This is a genomic window from Chryseobacterium sp. OSA05B, assembly GCF_019970065.1.
Classification (GTDB): Bacteria; Bacteroidota; Bacteroidia; order Flavobacteriales; family Weeksellaceae; genus Chryseobacterium.
This window is the reverse complement of sequence record NZ_JAHXYH010000003.1, coordinates 638,025-657,557: the sequence shown is the minus strand read 5'-3', so window position 1 is coordinate 657,557 and position 19,533 is coordinate 638,025. Positions and strand designations below refer to the sequence as shown.

Below are 19,533 nucleotides of genomic sequence, written 5' to 3'. Positions count from 1 at the left end.
TAATGAAACTGATTTCACTTTTTTGCCTGCTTGCTGTAAATACCCTGTTTGGACAGAAAATAATCTGGCAGGAAGATAGGAAACTGGTTTGGGATGACTTTAAAAGTCCGGTAAACAGGAAAAATAATCCTGATGTAGCCGCCTACACCCATTGCGGCTGGGAATATTCTGTAGTGAAATCTACCAATCCCAAATCTCCTGTGAAAATTGAAATCACGGCTATTTTCAATGTAGACAGATCCTGGAAAGATACCAGAAAGATGAATGACTATATCCTCCTTCATGAGCAGAAACATTTCGATATCGCTGAACTATTTGCCCGGAGATTCAGGAAAGAAGTGGAGGAACGGATTAAGACCTCCGGTGATTACGATAAAAATTTTAAAGCACTGTATCAAAAAATATCAAACGATTATAAGAATTTTCAGATCTCCTATGACAAGATCACAGAGCATGGGATGAATAAAGAAAAACAGGCAGAATATAATGCCCTCATCGCCGAACAAATAGACCACTTAAAAAGCTATAAAGCCTCTTGAAATTCCTCAATAAGATTATCCACGAACTGCTGGCCCAAAATCCGGACCTGTCTGAGTTTAACATCGTTCTGCCCGGAAAGCGTCCCATCGTATTCATCAGGCAGATTCTGGAAGAAAATAATTATTCAGGATTCCTTCCCAACTTTTTTACGGTAGAAGAGCTGATCGACAGGATTGCAGATAAACAGCCGGTTCAGGGGATCTCTCTGTGGCTTTTTGCTTTCGATGTCTACCGAAACCTTGGTCTTATCCCGAAAGATGATTTTGCAGACTTTTTAAAGTGGTTTCCAACCCTTCAGAAGGACTGGGATGATATCCTGAAGTTCTCTGATAGTGATGAAGCCGTTCTGCAGTATATGTTTGATGAAGAACGGATCAAAGAGTGGGCCCAGGATCTGGGCGAAGATGATGACGTTCCGCGTAAGAAATTTCTTAATTTCTGGCAGAATATGAACATTTTTCTTCCTATCTTAAAGAAAAAACTGAAAGAAAAGAATTGGGCAACTTCCGGGATGATTCACGAAACCGCCAAAGCGAAGATTGTAGATTTTGCTAAAAACACTTCCGAACATTTTGTTTTCTGTGGTTTCAATGCCTTTACGCCAGTGGAAGAGAAGCTGGTAAGAAGCCTGCTGCAGTGGAATAAAGCGCAGTGTTTTTTCCAAGCGGACCGTTATTATTTTGATGATGAAAGACAGGAAGCAGGAAAATTCCTCCGAAACCATAAAATGTGGAAAGAATTTGATGATGACAGGGCTTTTCAGTGGATTGAGGATGATTTTAACCAGCCTAAAAATATAAAAGTCTATGAAGTTTCCGGCAATGTAACGCAGACGAAAGTGCTGCCTGAAATTTTTAAGGAAATTGAAAACAAGACCTATTCCAATACGGCAGTGGTGTTGCTGGATGAAAATTTACTTCCTGCCAGTCTGGATGTGATGTATGAGGTTGATAATCTGAATATAACCATGGGATTTCCGCTGAAGAATCTTTCCTTTTCCAATGCGGTAAAACAGCTTTTTTATCTTCAGAAACAACTGGAGAAAAACAAGTCTTCCTATTACTACAGAGATATTTTCCCAATCCTTGAAGAGCTTCCGAAATCCGCTGAAGATGAAACGATTATCAGTAATTTTAGGACGAAAATAGAGGAGAGGAATATTGTTTATATATCAAGAAAGCTTTTAGAAGAACTTCTGAGTGGTCTTTCGTACTATGGTCTTCTTAAAAAAGCGGATCACACCGGAGTTTATCTGGATATGCTGATCAGTTTCTGCCGCGATATCAAGTGGCTGGAAATCGATGATATTCAGTATGAAAACGTTTCCCACTTTGAAAATGCCTTCAGGATCATTAAAAACCAGGTGAGTCCATATGATTTTGAAATTAAAATGGAAACGCTGGAAATTCTGATCAACCAGCATGTGAATTCTGAAAGTATAGATTTTCAGGGGGAACCACTCCGCGGACTTCAGATCATGGGGCTTCTTGAAACCCGTCTCTTAAACTTTGAAAACGTGATTATGCTTTCCGTGAATGAAGGGAAGCTTCCGTTGGGGAATTCGCAGAACACCTATATTCCGTTTGATATCAGAAGGTATTTTGATCTTCATACGTTCCTGGAAAATGACAGTATTTACGCCTATCACTTTTACAGACTTATTCAGGATTCTCAAAATGTCCATTTGCTGTACAATGCACTCAGCTCCGGAGTGAATACCGGTGAGAAGAGCCGCTTTATTACACAGATAGAAATGGAGAGTTCCCACCCGATAGAACATCTTATTATTGAGAATTCTTCCGAGCCGATTGCTTCCATGCCGATAGAAATCCAAAAGACGGAAATTGTAATGGAAAGACTTGAGAAGTGGAAAGAAAAAGTATCTGCATCTCATCTTACGAGCTACCTTTATAATCCAATTGATTTTTATCTTTCGAAGATATTAAAGACGTCGGAAACTGATGAAATTGAAGAAGAACTGTCGGTTAAAAACTACGGAAATTTAGTTCACTATTCACTTCAAGAAGTATATGAATTGCTTAAAGGTAAGGTTTTAAAAGAAAAGGATTTACAGAATTCAATTAAAGATATAGATCAATACATCAATGTGGCGATTGAAAAGCTGAAGCACCAGCCAGAGTTCTACGAAAAAGGAATGAATTACATCCACAGAGCGATCGCCAAAAAAGTGATTGAAAATGTTCTCAACCATGATCTGGAACTGGTGAAAAGCGGTAATACGCTGGAGATTTTAGACATTGAAAAAAGATTTGAAAATGTAGATTTTTATCTTGAGCCCAATGATAAAATCTCGTTCTTTGGGTTTATTGACAGAATAGATCGCCTGAATGGAACCTTGAGAATTATCGATTATAAGACCGCAAAAATCAAAAATCTTACGGTAAAAATAGACGAAAACAACGTCACGGACTATTTCCATAACAGTGAAAGAAAACAGGCTCTGCAGCTTTGTATTTATCATTATGTGGTACAGAATCTTCCGGAATTCTGGGGACTTCCTATCGAAACGGGAATCTGGAGTTTTGCAGAAGCTAAAAAAGGAGTCGTTTCATTACAGTTTGAGAAAGGAAGTATTGATGATGCGATGATGTCTGTGAAAAATCTGATTCTCGAAATTCTGAATCCCGATCTCAGCTTTATTGAAAATATCAAGACGTATTCGAATTAAAAAAATGCACCTCATTGCTGAAGTGCACTCAATTTGAAATGAAGAAATATATAAGTGTGATTGTCTTATAGTTTTACTTTTTTGTTAGTGATTTTTCCGCTCGCATCACTCATTTGAACTACATAAATTCCTGTTTCCAGGCTTTTTGATTCAAATTCTGATTTGTTGACTTCCTGTTGCAGAATCAGTGCACCGGAAATGCTGTAGATGCTGATGTTCTTAATGCCATTGTCTGCTCTTGCAACGATCTGACGGTTTCTCGTAAATATTTCAGATTTATTGGCTAATGAACGGTTTGTCAGTGTTTTTTTGAACTGCAGATTGTAATATTGAGTCACGATTTCGAATGTATTGTTTTGATTTTCAATGTCTTTTATGCTGATTCCTCCATCTGAAGCGTATTGTTCCTGAGATACTGTTTTTAACAGGTTTTTATTTTCATCAAAAACATTAACTGCAATAAGTTCTTCCTGAGGCAGTTTCAGTTTTAAAAGATCATTGTTTTCAGACTGTATAAGCTCATTTTCAGGAACTTCTATAGGTGTACTTTTGACATAAGGAAGTAATTTCTGATCATTGTTTTCCTGTATCTTAAGCAGATAAACACCATCTTTCAATGCCGATAAATTGTTTCCTGCCGCTGATTTGCTTGCTGCTTCTTCCTGATTGAAATCTGTAATGCCAACCAGCTTCATGTTTCCAAGATCCGGTTTTAATTGAGAAGAGTAGAGCGAAGTTACGGTTTCCGGGTTAGTATTTCCCTGCTGTTTTGAAGTCAAAATAGCCCACTGGTTCAGAAGACCTCCGCTTCTGAGGGTGTTGAATTTCGCATTGGATGCCAGAGTAAAAGGAACAATTCCTCCCACATGTCCCAAAGGTCCCCAAAAGAATGAATCCAGTTTGTATTTGTTCAGATCCCACCAGGCGTAGTAGCCACGCTGTACATCAATGGTTTTAGTGGTATTCTCAGGCGGAATAGCAAGATCCACCGAAGAATGTCCTAAAGTCATTGGCGTCTTGTTATACCAGTCATACACATCCTTTGGTTTCATGCATCGTCTGAGGTTATTGTTTGGATTATTGGTGACGTCATTGATGAAATTCTGAGTGAAAAGATTTCTCCAGATGACAGGGCCCCAAAGAAGGCCTCCGTTGTCCTGAACGACATGATAGTTGTATTTATCCAGATATTCCGGAGAGATAACCTCTGAAATACTGGTATTGTAAGTTTTAAACCCGGTATTGTTGCAGGTGTGAAGTACATTGGCAAGGAAAGAAGTGAACGGATAAAAATCTTTTTCCAGAACTCCTTTGTTTAAAGTGACGCCTGAAAAATCATAAGGTCCGTCTCCCATATAGGCATACTTGAATTTCAGATTGGTAGGATTCGAAGTATTTAGTTTTTTTAAGGTCGACATCGCAGCATGAGCCCCTTGAGAATAACCTGCCAGGAAATATTCATCATAACGTTTGATTCCCTGTTGAGCTAAAACTTTGTTGGCTGCAGTAACGAAATCTATCGTTGCTCCTGCTTCTGTAGCATAATCTACATACGGGTGAACTCCATCTCCTGTTCCCATACCAACGTAGTCAGGAGCCATTAAAATATATCCGTTAAGGACGTAAGAAAGTTCTACAACAAAACCAGCGGTTAAAGCCCCTTTAAAGTTGGAAGGAACATTATCCCTGCTGTCTGTCGTTCCGTGGTCAGAAACGACGGTAGAGAGCTTAAAATTGACGTTGGGGTACATCAGGAGTCCCGTAGCTTTTACGAGGACGTTATTTTCATTTTTTGTGTAATAGGTAATTTTGTACCCTTTAAGGCCTACATTGAACCCATTAAGGTAACTGACGAAATCAGGAGCATTCTGCTCGCCGAGGCTGTTGGCTATAAAATTAACAACACCCTGCGGAGTCAGATCCAGTTTTTGTTCAACGTTCACAAGATCTCCTGCCTGTTGGGCAAAAAAGAACGGAGCCGTTAAACCTAATAAAAGCGTGGATAGTTTTTTCATATCAATATTTTTTATTGAGATTAAATTAAATATTTTCAACAAAACCGTTAGAATATTAATACATCAATAATTATTCATTGAATACAAGTTCCCTGCAAAGTGAGTAAAAGAAGGAGTCCGGCCATTCGGCCGGACTCCTTTCCCTTATATTTTAGCTTTTAATTAAAAAGCGTTGATTCCTGTAATATCTAAACCGGTGATCAGTAAGTGTACATCATGTGTACCTTCGTAAGTGATCACAGATTCAAGGTTGGCTGCGTGTCTCATCATCGGGAATTCACCCATGATTCCCATTCCGCCAAGGATCTGTCTTGATTCTCTTGCAATATCAATCGCCATTTTCACGTTGTTACGTTTAGCCATTGAGATCTGTGCAGGACTTGCCTTGTGGTCATTTTTAAGATTTCCTAACTGAAGACAAAGCAATTGTGCTTTGGTGATTTCCGTTAAGAATTCAGCTAATTTCTTCTGCTGAAGCTGGAAAGAACCGATTGGCTTTCCGAACTGCTTTCTTTCTTTGGAATATTGAACGGCTGTACAGTAGCAGTCAATCGCTGCGCCGATTACGCCCCAGGAAATACCATATCTTGCAGAATTCAGACAAGATAAAGGTCCTTTCAGCCCGGTTACACCCGGAAGTAAGTTTTCTTTAGGAACTTTTACGTCATTAAATACCAGTTCTCCGGTTTTCGATGCTCTTAAGCTCCATTTATTATGAGTTTCAGGCGTTGTAAAGCCCTCCATTCCTCTTTCAACGATCAGTCCCTGAATTTTTCCTTCTTCGTTTTTTGCCCAGATTACGGCAATGTCGCAGATAGGGGAATTCGTGATCCACATTTTGGCACCGTTCAGAAGGTAATGGTCACCCATATCTTTGAAATACGTTTCCATAGAGCTTGGGTCAGACCCGTGGTTAGGCTCTGTCAATCCGAAAGAACCTATCATTTCTCCCGCCGCAAGATGAGGAAGATATTTTTTCTTCTGTTCCTCAGAACCGAATTCATTAATTGGGAACATCACCAGCGAGCTCTGTACCGAAGCAGCAGAACGCACCGCTGAATCTCCTCTTTCCAATTCCTGCATAATCAAACCGTAAGAAATCTGATCTAACCCTGAACCGCCGTATTCAACTGGAATATATGGACCTAAAGCCCCGATTTTCCCCAATTCTTTCATTAAGCCCGGAATATCGGTATGATTTTGCGCGGCCTGATCAATCTGCGGCATTACAAAACTCTCCACCCAATCTCTTACCGATTGACGGATCAGTTTGTGTTCTTCAGTAAGTAAAGCATCAATTCCGTAGTAGTCTGGAATGCTTGTAAGAGGATAATATGACATGATTTTTTGATTTGTCTAAAAGTAATACTTTTCGTGTGGTTTGAAAAATTTTTTTGAAAATCTTTATTGCCTTTGATTTTCAGTTAGATAAATAAAGGTAGGGAGGATTTTACTCAAAATAAGGTCTCCTAAGATTCCTCATCATTAGAGATAGGATACTGATTGGCAGCATTGTGTACTTTACTTTTGAACTTATACAGATACGGAGCTTTGTTCGCTGAACCATCGTAAAGCTTCTCCAACCTGTCCAGAATATTTAAGCTTAATATTTTGCGCTGGAAATTGTTTCTCCTGAATTTCTGTCCCAAAATAGTTTCATACAGCGACTGAAGATCTTTCATGGTAAATTTCTCAGGGAGAAGATTGCTGGCAGCCACCTCGGTATTGATATTCATACGAAGGTATTCAAGGCCGGTTTCTATGACCCTGTCATGATCAAAAGCCATCTTGGGCAATTTATTGACCTCGAACCATTCACAGCTTTCGTTGAAGGCATCCGGAAAAGTATTAGCAATGGAAAAATCGATAAGGCTGCAATATCCCACTGTAATGAACCTTTGAAAGATCCAGTGATCTTTGGGAACCTCAATTCCTTTATTATTAAGAAGAATCTGGTGTACATTATTCTCCGTACGGTCGATTCTCCCAAATGTATGGAACTGTTTCAGGAAAAGGTTTTGAAGGTGGGTCCTTTCATATAAGACTCTGGCAGCAGCTTCACGGAGATCCTCATCATTAAAAACAAAACCGCCCGGAAGCGACCACAGATCCAGATCGTGGTACTTTAAAAGCAAAACCTTCAAAATATTATTGTGAAAACCAAATATTGTGCAGTCAACAGATACGTGTGCTACAAAATCTTTTGTATCAATAAGTTCCTGAAGGGTTTCTTTGTTTTTTGTGTCTTTGATTTTCATGGGAGTAAAAATAAAATTATTTTCTATAATTTCTTTCCTGCAAGCTTAAAATATATTAAACTCACCGTAAAAAGCACAGAAACAGCAAGTAATATGTACAATGGATAGTAATTTAACAGCTGTTTTCCGAACAAAACGGCCATGATAATAGAACTGACGGAGCTACCCAGGGATGAAAAAATCACAATTAGGGATGTGAACAGGTTGATTTTTTCTTTGTCAATCTTAGCAATCATCTTTGAATTGATCACAGGGTAGAGCGGTGAAAGAAAAAGCCCGATGACAGGAAATAAAAACAAAATAATACTGGAATTGACAGAATCGAAATACTGGATTCCCAAGATTACGAGGAGCACTGCGATAATCATGGAAATACATAGGATATAATATCTGTTTAATGAAAACCTGTGGATGAGATTGGCCGTTACCGTTCTTCCCGCATAAGAAAAAAGGGCAAGAAAAGAAGTGGCCTGCAGCGCAAAGAATGAATTGACATTCAGATGGTTTTTGTAAAAGGAGGGAAGCCATGAATTAAATCCCTGTTCTACAAAAACGATAAAGAAAACAACGCCCAGAAATATTAAAGTGGCAGGAGTAGCAAATACTGAAAGTTCTGAAATAAGACTTTTACGCTCCGTTTTTTGGGCTTCTGAGATATTTAACTTAGAGAACAGATAGATCGTTACGGCACAAAGCACAGAAATAGACAGAAAACCGAATTTCCAGAACTCAGAATACTGACTCGAGATCAGCCATCCGAATCCGGTATTGACTACAAAAATTCCTATCATAAAGGAAGCTTCTACACTGTTCATCATTTTGGCAAGCGACTTCTCATCCGAAATATTATTCCTGATAATCCCGAAAACACAAATCTTACCGACCGCAAAACAAGTCCCGATAATCGCAAACCAAACTTTATAAAACCAAAAATCCTGAACAAAAGGGAGCAGGCATGAGCATATTCCAACAATAACCAAAGCTGAAATCAATGCTTTCTTAGTGCCCGTTTTGCTGATGAAATTTACGGCAAAAAGTGAAATAAATGCGATGGGCAGATCCTTGAATGATTCCAGAAAACCCAGCTTTTCATAAGTGATTTTTTCCTCCGAAAGTTGAAGAATCACAATGCCCATACAGTTTAAGACCATTGAGAAAATAAGGAAGGTCAGTTTCAGAGGAAGGGAGATCCGGGGAAGGTTGGCTGTCATTTTGGGGACTTTTTAGATTGAGTTTTTAAGATAATTTTAAGAATTATGACGCGAATATAGGGCTTTGAAGTCCCAAAAATAAACGAAAAATTAAAATAATTGTGAATACAATGTTAATTAATTAAAAAAAAATATATTTTTATTGTCTCAATTTGAGAATTAAAAAACTAACTGTATATGAATCTAAGAATATCAAGAAACCTGGGGGTGGTTGCTGTGCTGTATTTTACAGCAAATTTCAATGCCCAGACCGGCGTAAAGGACACAGTTCCGAAAGAGAATAAAATCGAGGAGGTCGTGATGATTGGTTACGGCAGTCAGAAAAAAAGCAATGTAACGGGAGCCATCTCAAGCATAAAAGCTTCCGACATTGAAAATTCTCCTACGGCGGGAAGACCTGAGCAAATCATGCAGGGGCGTGCTGCCGGTATAAGTGTAGTATCCAACTCAGGGCAACCTGGAACCGCCGCTACAGTACGTGTACGTGGAATCACAAGTTTTGGTGCCGGAAGTAATGATCCATTGTGGGTGGTAGACGGAATTGTAGTAGACAACATCGGATGGCTGAATCAATCTGACATTGAAGGAATGGAAATTCTGAAAGATGGTGCTTCTGCTGCTATTTATGGTGTTTCAGCTGCGAAAGGGGTCGTTTTGATTACGACTAAAAAAGGAGCAAAAGGAAGAATGAATCTTTCTTATAATGGTTTCTTTGGAGTGGGAAGTGCCGCAAAAAAGCTGGATCTTCTGAACGCAACACAATATGGGAATATCATGAATGAAGTGATTGCCAATGATAATATGTATAATAATGTCAATCCTCCTAATCCTCCCATGTTTGCTAATCCAAACGCATTGGGAACGGGAACGGATTGGCAGAAACAGATTTTCAATTCGGCACAGCGTCAGTCTCATGAATTTAGTATCAGTGGAGGAAACGATAAATCTACCTTCTATACTTCATTTGGATATTATGATCAGCAGGGTATTGTATTGAGAGATATTTCAAATTATAAGAGAATTAATGCCCGATTTAATTCAACACATAAAGTTTTTGACTTTTTAACCATAGGACAGACTTTTGCTTATACTAATACAAAGTCTCAGGGAATTAGTGATAATAATGAATTTGGGGGACCTTTAAGTTCTGCCATTAATCTCGATCCTGTTACCCCTGTTTTAGCTACAGATCTTAGTCAGCCGGTTTATACGAATAATCCCAATATTGTAAGGGATGCCAATGGAAACCCGTATGGAATTTCACCCTATGTGAGTAAAGAGATGTCTAATCCATTAGCATTTCAGGAAACGCAAAGAGGTAGATACAAATGGTCTGATGATATTGTGGCCAATGTTTTTGGTGAACTTAAAATAAATAAAAATCTTAATTTTAAAACTACCGTAAATGGTAAACTGTCTTATTGGGGAAATCAAGCCTTTACTCCATCAGCGTTTCTAAGTACCGCAAACAACAATCTATCTAATAGTTTGTTCAGAGAACTTCAAAAAAAATTCGAATGGAATACAGAGAACACCCTTACATATCAAAATAAATTTGGAGATCACAATTTAAGTGTTTTACTAGGTCAGGGGTATTACGAATATAACATTAGTTACGGACAGAATGCGACATTCAAAAATCTTCCGACGAATGATTGGCAAGAAGCTTCGTTTAATTTTGATGTTGGGGAATCTAATAAAACATCCAATGCATGGGATGGAAAACAAACCCATAAAGCGTCTTATTTTGCAAGAGTAGTTTACGATTATAATAACAGATATCTTTTCACAGGTACCATCCGTAGAGATGGATCATCAAAATTCGGAAGCAATAACCACTGGGGTAATTTTCCGGCCATGTCTTTAGGATGGAATGTTTCCAATGAAAGTTTCTGGCCGGAGAACAAAGTTGTTACCAGCTTTAAGTTGAGAGGTGGATACGGTGTATTGGGAAATGATGCCATTGATGATTTTGCATTTGCCAATTTCCTTGTTCCGGGTAGTAATTATACTTTCGGAGATAATATTATTCATGTAGGATATGCACCGAGTACATTGGAGAATCGTGATCTGAAGTGGGAAAGAACATCGCAATTTAACATTGCGGCAGATTTTAAGATTTTCAGAAACTTTGATGTAAGCGTTGATGTTTACAGAAAAAAGAGTACTGACATCTTGAGAAGAGTTGAGCTTCCCGGTTATCTGGGACTGAGCAAAAACCCTTTTAGAAATATTGGGGATATGAATAACGACGGGATTGAAGTGACTGTAGGCTATAAGAAGAACTGGGGTGATTTTGGAATATCTGCAAACGGTAATTTTGCCTACGTAAAAAATGAAATTTTAAGACTGGAAGGAAACAGAGAGTATGTTAATTTTGCTGGTTTCCAAACATTGGGTACTGTGTCCAGGTTACAGGTTGGAGAATCTTATGGTTCTTTTTATGGCTATAGAAATATTGGTGTGTTCCAAAATCAGGCAGAAATTGATGCTTACAGAAATTCAAACGGACAGCTACTTCAGGATAAGGCAAAACCGGGAGATTTTAAAAGAGAAGATGTCAATGGTGACGGAGTCATTGATATCAAGGACTACGTTAACTTAGGTAATTCTGTACCAAAATATACATTTGGTTTTACGCTAAACATGAATTATAAGAATTTTGATTTAATGGTATTTACACAGGGACAGGCCGGAAATAAAATTTTCCAGGGTTTGAGAAGGCTTGATATCCCGGAATCAAATTATCAGACCTCAATTTTAGACCGGTGGACCGGTGAGGGAACTTCTAATACAGTAGCAAGAGTAACCAAAGATGATCCTAACCAAAACTATACAGCAATGTCTGATTATTATTTGCAAAAAGGGGATTATCTGCGTATCAAATTAGTTCAGGTAGGCTATACACTTTCTAAAGATATCTCAAAAACGGTCGGAGTTTCCAAAATAAGATTTTATGTTACGGGAGAGAATCTGGTTACTTTCACGAAGTACACCGGTTATGATCCTGAAATTGCAGGAGCCGATACCTTTGGTATAGACAGGGCTTTCTATCCACAGGCAAGAACCTTCCTTTTTGGTGCTAATGTTCAATTTTAATCAGTAAAAAAATGAAAAACAAAAATTTTATATATAAAAGTATTTCCGTTTTAATGCTTACGGGAATTAGCTTTGGAGCTGTTTCTTGTAACGATAGTAATCTGGAAGATGTTAAAAATACAGGAACCTTCGATTCAAATAATTATTTTAAAAACGAAGAGCAGTCTTTCGCGGGCCTTGTTGCGACGTACGATATGATGAGAAAATATTCGGGCGGATTTGAAAATATGGTCACATTCTTCAATGGCGCTTCTGATGATTTCTATTCCGGTGGTGGAAATTCCTCGGATGGGGCAGGTATTCAGGGGTTTTCGAACTATACATTGAATCCGGTGATTATGCCGGCCAGCTATTGGAGAGATTATTATCAGGGAATTGCAAATGCAAATCTTTTATTGGATAGAATTCCCGATGCCAATATGAATGATCAGACAAGAAAAAGATTTATAGCAGAAGCAAAAGTCTTGAGGTCATTATATTATTTTGAGTTACTGAGAATGTTTAAAAATATTCCTTTAATAACAAAACCTGTTTTAGCAACAGACGATTACTATAATATTCCTCAGGAAGATCCGGCAAAAGTCTACGCACAGATAGAAAATGATATTTTGTCAGCAATTGGAGATCTGCCAATGACTATTGCTTCCAATAATCTCAACGAAATTGGTAGAATTACACAAGGTTCAGCGAGAGCGATCTTAGGGAAAATTTATTTGTATGATAAGAAAAACCCGGAAGCTGCTGCTCAATTTGAACAAGTCAACGGGACACCTGGCCAAACAAGCCAGTATGGATATAAGCTGGTTCCCAATTTTTCCAGCCTTTGGGTGATAGATAATAAATTTACGACAGAATCCATCTTGGAAGCAATGCATACCAATAAAGGAAACGGAATCTGGGATAACTGGGGATCTGGTAAAGATGAAGGGAATGCAGTCAATCAGATGGTGGGAATCATTTCTTATGGAACCAATACAAGCATTCCAAATAATGATGCGCCAAGTATTCATTCCGGCTGGGGGTTTAACCCTGTCACAGATGATCTGTTTAACTTTATGCAAGGTGATCCACGTCTTGATGCAACGATTTTTAACGCTAAAAGCTTAAAGCAACAAAATAAAATTAGTTATTCTCCCGGGTTTAGAGATACAGGGTATTTCCTGAATAAATATTTACCAAGAAAAGCTGATGAATCTACTCAACCGGGAAATACAGAACTTAATTTCCGTCAGAATTATATCGCCATTAGATTAGCAGACACCTATTTGATGGAAGCTGAAGCATTAGGCGGTGCAGGAGGAAGAGCTCAGGCATTATTGGATGCGGTGAGAGGCAGAGTAGGACTTACTTCAGTACCGGTTTCTATGCAGGCGATCAAAGATGAAAGAAGAAGAGAATTGGCAGGAGAAGGACACAGATGGTTCGATCTGGTAAGATGGGGAGATGCACCGGCTAAGTTGGGAACAAGAGGATTTAAGGCAGGCAAGAACGAAATTCTTCCCATTCCTTTTAATGAATTGATCAACACGGCTTTAAAACAAAATCCTCTCTATTAAAACATGAAGTTTCACAGTTTATATAGTTTCTTTTTTAAAGGTACCGCGCTGCTTTGCGGCGTGGTACTTTTTCCTTTATCGTGCGCTTCGGTAGGAGCTGATAAGGAAAGTGACGTGCAGTCCTGGCTTACCAAAGGCAATGAAAGTGTAAAATTACAACAGCAAACTCCGGTTAAATTTGGGGCGAATACCAACAGCTGGCAGAATATTGAAATTGATGACACTCAAAAGTTTCAATATGTTGACGGTTTTGGGTATACCCTGACAGGAGGAAGCGTAGAAGTAATCAACCGCCTTTCAGCGGCAAAGAGGAAAGCTTTACTGAACGAACTTTTCGGAAATGATAAAAATTCAATCTCCATCAGTTATCTGAGATTAAGCATCGGAGCTTCCGATCTTGATGGCAGGGTTTTCTCTTATGATGACCTTCCGGAAGGACAAACGGATCCGACTCTTTCAAAATTCAGTCTGGCAAATGAAAAGGAGCTGATTGCCATGTTGAAAGAGATTTTAGCGATTAATCCTAAAATTAAAATCATTGCAGCGCCCTGGTCACCTCCGGTTTGGATGAAAGATAGCGGGAAATCAAAAGGCGGAAGCTTAAAACCCGAATTCTACAGCGTATATGCTGACTATTTTGCAAAATACATCCTTGGAATGAAAAAAGAGGGAATTACCATTGATGCAGTCACGCCTCAGAATGAACCGCTTCATCCGGGAAATAATCCAAGTCTCTTGATGCTGTCTGAGCAGCAAAGAGATTTCATCAAAGGTCATTTAGGCCCGGTGTTTAAAAAGAATGGTATCAAAACAAAAATTGTAGTCTACGATCACAACTGCAACAAACCAGAATATGCCATTGATATTCTGAAAGATCCAGAGGCCTATCAATACATTGACGGCTCAGCCTTCCATTTATATGAGGGAGATATTTCAGCTTTAAGCACGGTGCACAACGCGTTTCCGGATAAAAATTTGTATTTTACCGAGCAGTGGACGGGATCGAAGGGCACTTTTAACGAAGACCTGAACTGGCACGTTAAAAATGTAATCATCGGTTCTATGAGAAACTGGAGCAGTATTGCTTTGGAATGGAATGTAGCGAATGATCCGCAGTACAAACCTCACACAGAGGGCGGATGTACGGAATGTAAAGGAGCAATAACCGTTTCGGACAGTGAAAATTTCACCAGAAATGTTTCCTATTACATCATTGCGCACGCTTCCAAATTCGTGCCTGCAGGTTCTCAGCGTATTGCTTCTACACAAACAGAAACCCTTTCTACGGCGGCATTTAAAACCCCGGCCGGAAAAACTGTATTGATTATCCAGAATGGAAACACTGCAGAAGAAAGTTTTAATATCAAATATAATGGAAAGACCGCTCCCGTCATTCTTTCAGGAAATTCGGCGGCGACTTATGTTTTTTAATATAATCGTATGAAAAAAGTATATTTCTTACTGGCCTGCTCAGCGCTGGGGATGAATGCTTACGGGCAGAAAACGGTGGATCAGAAAGTGGCTGAGCTGCTTTCTAAAATGACCCTGGAGGAAAAGGTAGGGCAAATGGTGCAGTACAGCGGATTTGAATATGCTACCGGACCTCAGAAATCCAATTCTGCAGCCGTTTTGGAAGAAATAAAAAAAGGAAAAGTAGGTTCTATGCTGAATGTAGCCGGTGCGGATGAAACGAGAGCTTTCCAGAAGCTGGCTCAACAATCCAGACTGAAAATTCCTTTACTGTTCGGGCAGGATGTTATTCACGGATACAGAACTACTTTTCCTGTCAATTTAGGTCAGGCAGCAAGTTGGGATCTGGGTTTGATAGAAAAATCAGAAAGAATTGCAGCGACAGAAGCCTCGGCATATGGTATTCACTGGACTTTTGCACCCATGGTGGATGTTGCCAGAGATCCGAGATGGGGCAGAGTAATGGAAGGTTCCGGAGAAGATACGTATCTGGGAACTCAAATTGGTTTGGCCCGAATTAAAGGATTTCAGGGTAAAGGTTTGGGAAGTCTTGATGCTGTAATGGCCTGTGCCAAACACTTTGCGGCTTATGGGGCAGCAGTCGGCGGAAGAGATTACAATTCTGTGGATATGAGTTTAAGACAACTGCATGAAATTTATTTGCCACCATTTAAAGCTGCGGCCAGTGCAGGAGTAGCCACATTCATGAATTCATTCAATGATATCAACGGAATCCCTGCCACAGCCAACCAGTACATTCAAAGAGAACTGTTAAAAGGAAAGTGGAATTACAAAGGTTTTGTGGTTTCAGACTGGGGAAGTATTGGGGAAATGATTCCTCACGGATATGCCAAAGATGCTAACGAAGCCGCTGAAAAAGCCATTTTTGGCGGAAGTGATATGGATATGGAAAGCCGCGTGTATATGACGGAACTTCCCAAATTGGTCAAGGAAGGAAAAGTAGATACAAAATGGGTAGATGATGCAGCAGGCAGGATTTTAGCTAAAAAATTCGATATGGGACTTTTCGATGATCCTTACCGATTCAGCAATGAAAAGAGACAGAAAGAACAGACTGATAATCAGGAAAACAGAAAGTTCGGAAGAGAATTCGGTTCTAAAAGTATTGTTCTTCTTAAAAACCAGGGAAATATTCTTCCGCTTTCAAAAACGTTGAAGACGGTTGCTCTAATCGGACCCTTCGGAAAAGAGACCGTTGCCAATCATGGATTTTGGTCCATTGCATTTAAAGATGACAATCAAAGGATCGTTTCGCAGTTTGACGGCATTAAAAATCAACTGGATAAAAATTCAACCTTATTATATGCAAAAGGCTGTAATGTCGATGATCAGGACAAATCTATGTTTGCAGAAGCAGTAGAAACAGCGAAAAAAGCAGACGTAGTCATTATGACTTTAGGTGAAGGTCATGCCATGAGCGGTGAAGCAAAAAGCAGAAGCAGCATTGGTTTTACAGGGGTTCAGGAAGAGTTGCTTAAAGAAATTGTAAAGACCGGAAAACCAATCGTTTTAATGATCAACGCCGGAAGACCTCTGATCTTCAACTGGGCTGCGGATCATATTCCGGCTATAACCTATAACTGGTGGCTGGGAACTGAAGCAGGAAATTCTATTGCTGATGTTCTGTTTGGAGCTGTGAATCCCGGTGGAAAACTTCCGATGAGCTTCCCGAGAACTGAAGGGCAGATCCCGGTTTATTACAATTATTACAATACGGGAAGACCTGCCAAAAACAATACAGACAGAAATTATGTTTCAGCCTACATCGATCTTGATAATGATCCTAAATTTCCGTTTGGCTACGGTTTGAGCTATACTGATTTTAAATATTCCGATATGGTTTTAAATTCTGCAAGCCTTAAAGGAAATCAGACATTGAATATCAGCGTGACGGTTTCCAATACCGGAAAATACGACGGGGAAGAAGTAGTGCAGCTGTATATCAGGGATCTATTCGGAAAAGTAGTGAGACCAGTGAAAGAATTAAAAGGCTTCCAAAAGGTGGTCATTAAAAAAGGAGAAAGCAGAAAAATAGATTTTAAACTGACTCCGGAAGATCTGAAATTCTTTGATGATGCATTGAATTTTGACTGGGAAAGCGGAGAATTCGACATCATGATCGGAACTGATTCTCAAAATGTACAGACCAAAAGAATCACTTGGACAAAATAAAATGTTAAACAGGAGCTTCAAACCTTTGCTAGAAAATATTTACAGAAAATAAATTCACAGATTAGAATTCAATAGAAAACGAAATATATTCAATAGGGGCGGACTTTAACCCGCTTAGCTTAATGCAACGAAAAAGAAAACGGCTTCAGCCAAAACCTGAAATATTGCTGCATCAATGAAAATCAAACTCCAACATATCATTCAACTCTGCGTCACCGGACTAATCCTATTGTCCGTGTCAGACTGCGCTTCCAACAGAGCAAATTTGGGGAAGAAACTGATCTGGAGTGATGAATTTAACGGAAAAGGTCTTCCGGATTCATTGAAGTGGAACTATGATGTAGGTGGAGATGGTTATGGAAATGATGAAGCTCAGTTTTACACCAAAAACAGACTTGAAAATGCCAGAATGGAAGGTGGAAATCTTGTTATTGAAGCCAGGAAAGAAAACTGGGAAAAGAATCAATATACATCCGCAAGGCTATTAACCAAAGGAAAATTCTCCTTTCAATATGGTACAATAGAAGTCCGAGCGAAACTTCCCAAAGGACGAGGAACCTGGCCGGCTATCTGGATGATGAGTGAAAAGATGAAGAAATGGCCGGATGATGGAGAACTGGATATCATGGAGCATGTAGGCTTCAATCAGGGGTTTGTTCATGCTTCGGTACATACCAAAAAGTACAATCATATTCAGGGAACACAGAAAACGGATACTTTGGTGGTAAAGGATGTAAGTGAGAAATTTCACGTCTATAAAGCAGATTGGACACCGGAAAAGATTGATGTCTATATCGACGGACATAAGTTTTTTACCTGTGAAAATAAAGAGAAGACTTATGAAGCTTGGCCTTTTGATCAGCCTTATTTTATTATTTTAAATCTGGCAATCGGTGGCTTCTGGGGAGGAAAAGAAGGAATTGACGATAGTATTTTTCCACAAAAATATTATATAGATTATGTAAGAGTTTATCAAAATAAATAATGAAGCGAGGGCGGTAAAGTCCAAAAACAGAAAGAAAAAGATTATGAAGAAACTAATTGTAAGCTGTCTGGCAGTAGGTGCATTTTTAAATGCCAATGCCCAGAATTACTGGAAGAAGAATGCAGGGAAGACAGCGAAAGTGATTTTAACCAGTTCCAAAACCAACGAAAAGATGGCAGACAAAGGAATGGTTAAATTTGAAAAATTTGGGCAACCTAAGGAAACAGACGCCTGTATCTTTGTGGATCCGGATTTTAAATACCAGAAACTGATTGGAATAGGCGGTGCCATTACTGACGCATCTGCCGAAACTTTTTATAAAATGCCGAAGAACAAGCAGAAAGAAATTCTGGAGGCTTACTTTGGAAAAAACGGACTGGGTTATACGGTAGTACGTACCAACATGAATTCATGTGATTTCTCCAGCGACTCCTACACCTACGTGGAAGACAATGATACGGCTTTAAAGACCTTCAATGTAGCCCATGACGAAAAATATAAGATCCCGATGATCAAAGAAGCTCAGAAAGCAATCGGGAAAGATTTCACGTTTTACTTTTCTCCGTGGAGTCCGCCGGCATGGATGAAGTCCAATAAAAGTCTGTACAAAGGAGGAAGACTGGAAAACCAGTATTACCAGACCTGGGCAGATTATTACATTAAATTCATCAAAGAATACGAAAAAAGAGGAATCAATATCTGGGGACTGACGGTACAGAATGAACCGATGGCCACCCAAAGCTGGGAGTCATGTATTTATTCTGCGGAGGAAGAAGGGGAGTTTCTTAAAAATAATTTAGGACCGACACTTTGGAAGAATGGTTACAAAGACAAAAAAGTAATGATCTGGGATCACAACAGAGATCTGATTTATCAAAGAGCAACGACCACGCTCAGCGATCCGGAAACTTCAAAATACGCCCACGGAATCGGGTACCACTGGTATGAAACCTGGAACAACAAAACGCAGCTTTTCGATAATTTAGCGGAAACTCAGAGGGCTTTTCCTGATAAATTCCTGGCCTTTACAGAAGGATGTAAAGAACAGTTCAAGATGTCCGGAATTTATGATGTAAGTCTGGGAGAATTGTACGGAAGAAATATGCTTAATGATTTTAACAAAGGAACCGCTTTATGGACCGACTGGAATATACTGCTGGATGAAACCGGAGGACCCAACCATGTAGGGAACTTCTGTTTTGCACCGATTATTGCAGATACAAAAACGGGAGAAGTGCATTATACTTATGAATATTACTATGTAGGTCACGTATCAAAGTATATTAAACCCAACGCTCAGAGAATCGGAAGTTCATCAAACAGAGCTGCCCTTACGTCTACAACGTTCATGAATGAAAACGGCCAGTTAGTCACCGTGATTATGAATGATTCTGAAAATGATATTGAAACCAACCTTTGGATCGAAGGAATGTCTGCCAAATTATCGGCACCGGCACATTCTATCCAAACGGTTATATTATAGATTTAAAAGGCTGGATGCTGTTAAATATTACGGA

General features: G+C 39.2%; 12 protein-coding genes. 8 read left to right on the top strand and 4 right to left on the bottom strand.

Translation table 11 applies throughout. The features are described from left to right. Window positions 1–2: 2 nt before the first annotated feature. Both LC419_RS15165 and LC419_RS15160 read left to right on the top strand, forming a co-directional pair. Window positions 3–539 carry a DUF922 domain-containing protein gene (locus LC419_RS15165; protein ID WP_223608155.1) on the top strand — a complete coding sequence of 179 codons (537 nt, stop codon included), beginning with the start codon at window positions 3–5 and terminating at the stop codon, window positions 537–539. Further along, window positions 536–3,229: a PD-(D/E)XK nuclease family protein gene (locus LC419_RS15160; RefSeq protein ID WP_223608154.1), complete on the top strand. Its 2,694-nt coding sequence runs from the start codon at window positions 536–538 to the stop codon at window positions 3,227–3,229. Before LC419_RS15165 ends, LC419_RS15160 begins: the two co-directional genes overlap by 4 nt. Window positions 3,230–3,294: 65 nt before the next feature. Here the strand turns inward: LC419_RS15160 and LC419_RS15155 are convergent, their stop codons facing one another. The 4 genes from LC419_RS15155 to LC419_RS15140 form a co-directional block, all read right to left on the bottom strand. Then, window positions 3,295–5,244: a T9SS type A sorting domain-containing protein gene (locus tag LC419_RS15155; RefSeq protein ID WP_223608153.1), complete on the bottom strand. Its 1,950-nt coding sequence runs from the start codon at window positions 5,242–5,244 to the stop codon at window positions 3,295–3,297. A 162-nt stretch (window positions 5,245–5,406) separates the two neighbouring features. After that, complete coding sequence (locus LC419_RS15150; RefSeq protein WP_223608152.1) at window positions 5,407–6,585, bottom strand: acyl-CoA dehydrogenase family protein; 1,179 nt, start codon at window positions 6,583–6,585, stop codon at window positions 5,407–5,409. A 128-nt stretch (window positions 6,586–6,713) separates the two neighbouring features. Next, entirely contained in the window at window positions 6,714–7,502 is a 789-nt protein-coding gene (locus LC419_RS15145) for an NUDIX domain-containing protein (protein WP_090024748.1), read from the bottom strand. A gap of 23 nt (window positions 7,503–7,525) precedes the next feature. Then, entirely contained in the window at window positions 7,526–8,713 is a 1,188-nt protein-coding gene (locus tag LC419_RS15140) for a sugar MFS transporter (RefSeq protein WP_223608151.1), read from the bottom strand. A 177-nt stretch (window positions 8,714–8,890) separates the two neighbouring features. On the opposite strand from LC419_RS15140, the gene LC419_RS15135 reads away from it, so the two are divergent. The 6 genes from LC419_RS15135 (at window position 8,891) to LC419_RS15110 (ending at window position 19,499) form a co-directional block, all read left to right on the top strand. Further along, a complete protein-coding gene (locus LC419_RS15135) occupies window positions 8,891–11,812 on the top strand; it encodes a TonB-dependent receptor (RefSeq protein ID WP_223608150.1) in 2,922 nt (973 codons plus the stop codon). 11 nt (window positions 11,813–11,823) lie between these two features. Beyond that, on the top strand, window positions 11,824–13,368 hold the full coding sequence (locus LC419_RS15130; protein ID WP_223608149.1) for a RagB/SusD family nutrient uptake outer membrane protein: 1,545 nt from the start codon (window positions 11,824–11,826) through the stop codon (window positions 13,366–13,368). 3 nt (window positions 13,369–13,371) lie between these two features. Next, window positions 13,372–14,799 (top strand): glycoside hydrolase family 30 beta sandwich domain-containing protein, encoded by a 1,428-nt coding sequence (locus LC419_RS15125; protein WP_223608148.1) that lies wholly within the window; start codon window positions 13,372–13,374, stop codon window positions 14,797–14,799. Window positions 14,800–14,808: 9 nt separating this feature from the next. Continuing rightward, window positions 14,809–17,031 carry a beta-glucosidase BglX gene (bglX, locus tag LC419_RS15120; protein WP_223608147.1) on the top strand — a complete coding sequence of 741 codons (2,223 nt, stop codon included), beginning with the start codon at window positions 14,809–14,811 and terminating at the stop codon, window positions 17,029–17,031. Between the two features lie 175 nt (window positions 17,032–17,206). Further along, window positions 17,207–18,016, top strand: coding sequence for a family 16 glycosylhydrolase (locus LC419_RS15115; RefSeq protein WP_223608146.1), 810 nt, complete (start codon window positions 17,207–17,209; stop codon window positions 18,014–18,016). Between the two features lie 43 nt (window positions 18,017–18,059). Beyond that, on the top strand, window positions 18,060–19,499 hold the full coding sequence (locus LC419_RS15110) for a glycoside hydrolase family 30 beta sandwich domain-containing protein (RefSeq protein ID WP_223608145.1): 1,440 nt from the start codon (window positions 18,060–18,062) through the stop codon (window positions 19,497–19,499). Window positions 19,500–19,533 lie beyond the last annotated feature (34 nt).